Here is a 6,092-nt window from a genome sequence, read left to right on the forward strand (position 1 = left end):
CCGTCGGCGACCGGCAGCACCCCGCCCGCGTGCCGCTCCGCCCAGCGTGCCGCCGCCGTCTTGAGCCCCGAGAACGAGAAGTCGTACCCGCCGGGCAGCGGGCGCGGGAACGCCACCGCGCCCGCGTCGCCGTCCCGGGCGGCGCGGTCGACGGCCGGCCCGCCCGGGTACGGCAGGCCGAAGACGCGCGCCACCTTGTCGAAGCACTCGCCCGCCGCGTCGTCCAGCGTGTCCCCGAGGTGCGCGATCGGCTCCCGCGCCAGGTCACGCACGAGCAGCAGCGAGGTGTGACCGCCCGAGACGATCAGGACGACGCAGGGCGAGGGGAGCGGCCCGTGCTCCAGCGTGTCCGCGGCGACGTGCCCCGCGAGGTGATGCACCCCGTGCAGCGGCACGCCCAGCCCGTACGCGAGCCCCTTCGCCGCCGCGAGGCCCACCTGGAGCGCCCCTGACAGGCCCGGACCCGTCGTGACCGCGACCGCGTCGATGTCCCGCGCGCGTACCCCCGCCTCGGCGAGCGCGCGCCGGATCACCGGGCGCACCGCGTGCACGTGCGCCCGCGCGGCGATCTCGGGCACCACGCCCCCGTAGCGCGCGTGCGCGTCCATGCTCGACGCCACCGCGTGCCCGAGCAGCTTCCCGTCCCTGACCAGGCCCGCGCCGGTCTCGTCGCAGGAGGACTCGATGCCCAGTACGAGCGGAGCGGCCACCCCGCACCTCTTTCCCGTCGTCGCCCAGGCGGCCTCCCGCCCGGTAGTGCGTCTGATTTGTTGTTGCGCATAGTGTGCAACAAGCCGCCGACCCGGCACGCACCCCCAGGTCACACCCCCGTACGCTGGACGGGCACCGCCCCGACCCGAGCCCGAGGACCCCGCACGTGACCGCAGCGCCCGCCGCCACCCCGCAGGACGCCGTCACCGTCGTCGGCATCGGTGCCGAAGGCTGGCCCGGCGTCCCCGAGGCGTCCCGCGCCCTCCTGCGCGCGGCCGACGTCGTCTTCGGCGGGCCCCGTCAACTCGGCCTCCTGCCCCCCGAGTGCGCCGCTGCCCGCGTCCCCTGGCCCTCCCCGCTGCGCCCCGCGCTGCCCGGTCTGCTCGCCGCGCACGGCGGGCGCACGCGTGTCGTCCTCGCGAGCGGCGACCCGATGTTCTACGGGATCGGCCGGACCCTCACCGAACTCCTCGGCCCCGGGGCCGTCCGCGTCCTGCCGCACCCCTCGTCCGTCACGTACGCGTGCGCCCGCCTCGGCTGGGCCCGCGAGGACGTCGACGTCGTCTCCGTCGTGGGACGCCCCCTCGCCCGCGTCGCCGCCGCGCTGCACCCGCGCCGCCGCCTCCTCGTCCTCGGCGCGGGACCCGGCACACCGGCGGAGATCGCCGCGCTGCTCCGCGCGCGCGGCTTCGGGCCCAGCCGCATGCGGGTGCTGGAACAACTCGGCGGCCCCCGGGAACGTACGAGCCCCGAGGCCACCGCCGAGGAGTGGAGCGCGCCGCCCGCCGACCCGCTGCACATCGTCGCCGTCGAGTGCCACCGCGCCCCGGGGACCCCGCGCCTCGGCGCCGTCCCCGGACTGCCCGACGAGGCGTACGCGCACGACGGGCAGCTCACCAAGCGCTACCCGCGCGCCGTCACCCTCGCCGCGCTCGCGCCCGCGCCCGGCGAAATCTTGTGGGACGTCGGCGGCGGCTCCGGATCGATCGCCATCGAGTGGCTGCGCACCCACCCGTCCTGCCGCGCGGTCAGCATCGAGCGCGACCCGGAGCGCGCCGCGCGCATCACCGGGAACGCGGACCGCCTCGGCGTCCCGGCGCTGAGCGTCGTCACCGGCGCCGCGCCCGCCGCGCTCGCCGGACTCCCCACGCCCGACGCCGTGTTCATCGGTGGCGGACTCACCACACCCGGCCTGCTCGACGCCTGCTGGGCGGCGCTGCCCGTGGGCGGCCGACTCGTGGCCAACACCGTGACGCTGGAGTCCGAGGCCGTGCTGAGCGCGGCGCGAAAGCGGTACGGGGGCGAGCTGCTGCGGCTCTCGGTCGCGCACGCCGTCCCCGTCGGCGGCTTCACGGGCTGGCGCCAGGCCATGCCGCTGACGCAGTGGCTCGTCGAGAAGACCGAGCCCGCCGAACAGGCGGGACCCGCCGACCGGACGGGGTCCGCCGAGCACACCGGACCCGCCGAGAAGCCCGCCAAGACCTCCGCGACGACTGGAGCCGACACCCCATGACCGTGTACTTCATCGGCGCGGGTCCCGGCGCCGCCGACCTCATCACCGTGCGCGGCGCGCGTACCCTCGCCCGCTGCCCCGTGTGCCTGTACGCGGGCAGCCTCGTCCCCGCCGAACTCCTCGCCGAGTGCCCGCCCGACGCGCGCCTGATCGACACCGCGCACCTGGATCTCGACGCCATCACCGCCGAGTTCGCCCGCGCGCACGAGGCCGGCCAGGACGTGGCCCGCCTGCACTCGGGCGACCCGGCCGTCTTCAGCGCGGTCGCCGAGCAGATGCGCCGCCTCGACGCGCTCGGCATCCCGTACGAGGTCGTCCCCGGCGTCCCCGCCTTCGCCGCCGCCGCTGCCGCGCTCAAGCGGGAACTGACCGTGCCCACGGTCGGCCAGACCGTCGTCCTCACGCGCGTCGCGCAGGAGGCGACCCCGATGCCCGAGGGCGAGGACCTCGCGACCCTCGGCCGCAGCGGCGCCCTCCTCGTCCTGCACCTCGCCGCGCGCTACGTCGACCGCGTCACCGCCGAACTCCTCCCGCACTACGGCGCCGACTGCCCCGCCGCCGTCGTCGCCCACGCCTCCCGGCCCGAGGAACTCGTCCTGCGCGGCACGCTCGGCACGATCGCCGCCGAGACCAAGGCCGCAGGCATCACCCGCACCGCCGTCATCCTGGTCGGCCGCACCCTGGGCGCCTCCCAATTCCGGGACAGCCACCTCTACTCGGCCGCGCGCGAGCGCCACACGTGCTGACCGAGCGCCACGTCCTGATCCTCGGCGGGACGACGGAAGCCCGCCGCCTCGCCGAAGCGCTCACCGGCACGCCCTGGCGCGTCACGACCTCGCTCGCCGGCCGCGTCGCCGCCCCGCGCGCCCTGCCCGGCGCCGTGCGCGTGGGCGGTTTCGGCGGTACGGACGGACTCGCCGCCTGGCTGCGCGCGCACGCCGTCACCGCGCTCGTCGACGCGACCCACCCCTTCGCCGCCACGATGAGCTTCCACGCCGCCGAGGCCGCCGCCGCGGCAGGCGTCCCGCTCCTCGCCCTGCGCCGCCCCGGCTGGACCCGCACCCCGGGCGACGACTGGCACGACGCCGCCTCGCTCGGCGAAGCGGCCTCCCTCCTGCCCGCGCTCGGCACCCGCGTCTTCCTCACGACAGGCCGCACCGGGCTCTCCGTCTTCACCGGCGACCCCGGCCTGTGGTTCCTCGTGCGCGCGGTCGACCCGCCCGGGCCGCCGCTCCCCGCCCGCACCGAAGTCCTCCTCGACCGGGGCCCGTTCACGCTCGAAGGCGAACGGGCCCTGCTGGCCCGCCACCGCGTCGACGTCCTCGTCACGAAGGACAGCGGCGGAGCGGCCACGGCGCCGAAGCTCACGGCGGCGCGCGAGGCGGGCATCCCCGTCGTCGTCGTGCGCAGGCCGCCCGTACCGCAAGGGCTGCCGCGGGCGGCGGACGTGGCGGGGGCCCTCGCGTGGATGGCGTCGCTCGCCCCGTAGACGGCCGGGGACGCCGGTCGCCGGACGCGCGGGCACGCCACCGCCCGGCGTCCCCGGCCCGCGGTCTCAGCCCGCCGGGTACCGCCTCGGCGTCCACACGATCTCCTCGCCGTCCCCGCGCCGCACCATCCGCGTCTGCGAGGACCCCACGAGCAGGATCGTGCGCATGTCCACCTCGGCCGGGTCCAATTCGGCGAGCCGCACGATCCGCACCCGCTCGCCCGCGCCCCCCACATCACGCGCCACCACGACGGGCGTACCTGGCGCGCGGTGCTCCAGGAGCACGTCCCGCGCCGCGCCGACCTGCCACGTACGGCTCCCCGAACCGGGGTTGTACAGCGCGAGGACGAGGTCGGCGCCCGCGGCGGCGCGCAGCCGCTCCGCCACCACCTCCCACGGCTTGAGCCGGTCCGAGAGCGAGAACACCGCGTAGTCGTGCCCCAGCGGCGCACCCGCCCGCGCCGCCGCCGCGTTCGCCGCCGTCACCCCGGGCAGCACCCGCACCGGCACGTCCGCGTACTCCTTGCGCGAGGCCACTTCGAGCACCGCCGTGGCCATCGCGAACACCCCGGGATCACCCCCCGACACGACCGCGACCCGCCGTCCGCGCGCCGCCAACTGCAAGGCGAACTCGGCCCGTTCGGACTCGACCCGGTTGTCGGACGCGTGCCGCGCCTGCCCGGGGCGCTCCGGCACGCGCCCGATGTACGTGGCGTACCCCACGAGGTCGTCCGCCGCCGCGAGCGCGCCCCGCGACTCCGGGGTCAGCCACAGCGGACCGGCCGGACCCGTCCCGACGACGACCACCTCACCGCGCCCCGCCGGCGGCTCCGCACGCCCGGCGGCCACGCGGCTCGGCAGCACGGCGACCGAGAAGTACGGCACCTCGGCGGCGTCCACCTCCGCGAGCGCCGCCGTCCGCTCCCCGTCCATCGTCGCCCGCTCCACGTACCGCGCCTCGTCGAGCCGCCCCGAACTCTCCAGCGCCCGGCGGACCTTGGGGAAGGTGCGGCCCAGCTTCATCACGACCGTCGAGTCCGTCGCGGCGAGCCGCGCGGCCAGCTCCTCCTCCGGGAGCGTGCCCGGCAGCACGGTCAGCACCTCCTCGCCCTCGACGAGCGGCCGTCCGAGCCGCGCCGAGGCGGCGGCGAACGACGTCACGCCGGGCACCACTTCGGTCTCGTAGCGGTCCGCGAGCCGCTTGTGCATGTGCTGGTACGAGCCGTAGAAGAACGGGTCGCCCTCCGCGAGCACCGCGACCGTGCGCCCCGCGTCCAGGTGCGCGGCGAGCCGCCCCGCCGCCTCCTCGTAGAACTCCTCCAGCGCCGCCCGGTAACCCCCGGGATGGTCCGTCGTCTCCGTCGTCACCGGGTAGACGAGCAACTCCTCGACGTGGTCCGCGCGCAGGTACCGCTCCGCGATCCCGCGCGCGATCGACCGGCCGTGCCGCGCGCTGTGGTACGCGACCACGTCCGCCTCGCCGATGACCTCCACGGCCCGCACCGTCAGGAGCGACGGGTCCCCCGGACCGAGCCCGACCCCGTACAGCTTGCCGCTCATTCTTCCTCGCTCGCGATCGCGTTGAGCGCGGCGGCGGCCAGGGCGCTGCCCCCGCGCCGGCCCCGCACCACGAGGTGGTCCAGGCCGCCGTGCGCGGCGAGCGCGTCCTTCGACTCCGCGGCACCGACGAAACCGACGGGCACCCCGATCACGGCCGCGGGCCTGGGCGCGCCCGCGTCGATCAGCTCCAGGAGCCGGAAGAGCGCGGTCGGCGCGTTCCCGACCGCGACGACGGCGCCGTCGAGCCGGTCGCCCCACAGGTCGAGCGCGGCGGCGCTGCGTGTCGTGCCCAGCTCCTCGGCGAGGGCGGGCACGGCGGGGTCGGCGAGCGTGCACACCACGTCGTTGTCCGCGGGCAGCCGCTTGCGCGTGACACCGCTCGCGACCATCTTCACGTCGGTGAGGATCGGCGCGCCCGCGCGCAGCGCCGCCCGTGCCCGCGTCACCACGTCCGGCGAGAAGGCGAGGTCCCGTACGAGGTCGACCATCCCGCAGGCGTGGATCATCCGGACCGCGACCTGCGCGATCTCCGGTGGCAGCCCGCCGAGTTCGGCCTCGGCGCGGATGGTGGCGAAGGACTCCCGGTAGATCGCCGGGCCGTCCTTCTCATAGGTGTAGCGGGTGCTCACGGGTCTCGCTGCTCTCGGTGTGGTGGTGCGGGGACGGGGTGGGTCAGGGGGTCGGCGCGGCGAGGGCCGCCGCGAGGCGCGCGGGGTCCGCCGGGTCCACCGGGCGCGGCGGGCGACCTGGTACGGAGAGGAGGTAGCCGCCGTCCGGTCCGGCGACGACGTCGGCGTGCGGCGCGGTGGGCCGGCCGCA

The 6,092-nt window shown here is 76.8% G+C and carries 6 protein-coding genes; 3 read left to right on the forward strand and 3 right to left on the reverse strand.

Annotated elements, in window-relative coordinates; all coding sequences use genetic code 11:
• Positions 1–710: tRNA (adenosine(37)-N6)-threonylcarbamoyltransferase complex transferase subunit TsaD (gene tsaD, locus G3I42_RS10850; protein ID WP_164284818.1), on the reverse strand; the 710-nt coding region annotated here is incomplete at its 3' end.
• Positions 711–877: 167 nt separating this feature from the next.
• On the opposite strand from tsaD, the gene cbiE reads away from it, so the two are divergent.
• From cbiE to G3I42_RS10865, 3 genes are read left to right on the forward strand one after another with little or no spacing between them, the layout of a single operon-like run.
• Positions 878–2,224 carry a precorrin-6y C5,15-methyltransferase (decarboxylating) subunit CbiE gene (gene cbiE, locus G3I42_RS10855; RefSeq protein WP_164284821.1) on the forward strand — a complete coding sequence of 449 codons (1,347 nt, stop codon included), beginning with the start codon at positions 878–880 and terminating at the stop codon, positions 2,222–2,224.
• Positions 2,221–2,970 (forward strand): precorrin-4 C(11)-methyltransferase, encoded by a 750-nt coding sequence (cobM, locus tag G3I42_RS10860; RefSeq protein WP_164284824.1) that lies wholly within the window; start codon positions 2,221–2,223, stop codon positions 2,968–2,970. Before cbiE ends, cobM begins: the two co-directional genes overlap by 4 nt.
• Positions 2,967–3,713: a cobalt-precorrin-6A reductase gene (locus G3I42_RS10865; RefSeq protein ID WP_164284833.1), complete on the forward strand. Its 747-nt coding sequence runs from the start codon at positions 2,967–2,969 to the stop codon at positions 3,711–3,713. Before cobM ends, G3I42_RS10865 begins: the two co-directional genes overlap by 4 nt.
• Positions 3,714–3,779: 66 nt before the next feature.
• Here the strand turns inward: G3I42_RS10865 and G3I42_RS10870 are convergent, their stop codons facing one another.
• The gene (locus G3I42_RS10870) at positions 3,780–5,273 is read right to left on the reverse strand and encodes a precorrin-2 C(20)-methyltransferase (protein ID WP_164284827.1); all 1,494 of its coding nucleotides are present in this window, start codon (positions 5,271–5,273) and stop codon (positions 3,780–3,782) included.
• Positions 5,270–5,902: a precorrin-8X methylmutase gene (locus G3I42_RS10875; protein WP_164284830.1), complete on the reverse strand. Its 633-nt coding sequence runs from the start codon at positions 5,900–5,902 to the stop codon at positions 5,270–5,272. Before G3I42_RS10875 ends, G3I42_RS10870 begins: the two co-directional genes overlap by 4 nt.
• Between the last annotated feature and the right edge of the window lie 190 nt (positions 5,903–6,092).

The sequence above is a fragment of the Streptomyces sp. SID11385 genome, from assembly GCF_010548245.1.
Classification (GTDB): domain Bacteria; phylum Actinomycetota; class Actinomycetes; order Streptomycetales; family Streptomycetaceae; genus Streptomyces.

Bases quoted from the DNA above. Each gene is read 5' to 3' on its own strand.
- G3I42_RS10870 (WP_164284827.1), bottom strand. From the start codon at position 5,273: ATGAGCGGCAAGCTGTACGGGGTCGGGCTCGGTCCGGGGGACCCGTCG.
- cobM (WP_164284824.1), top strand. From the start codon at position 2,221: ATGACCGTGTACTTCATCGGCGCGGGTCCCGGCGCCGCCGACCTCATC.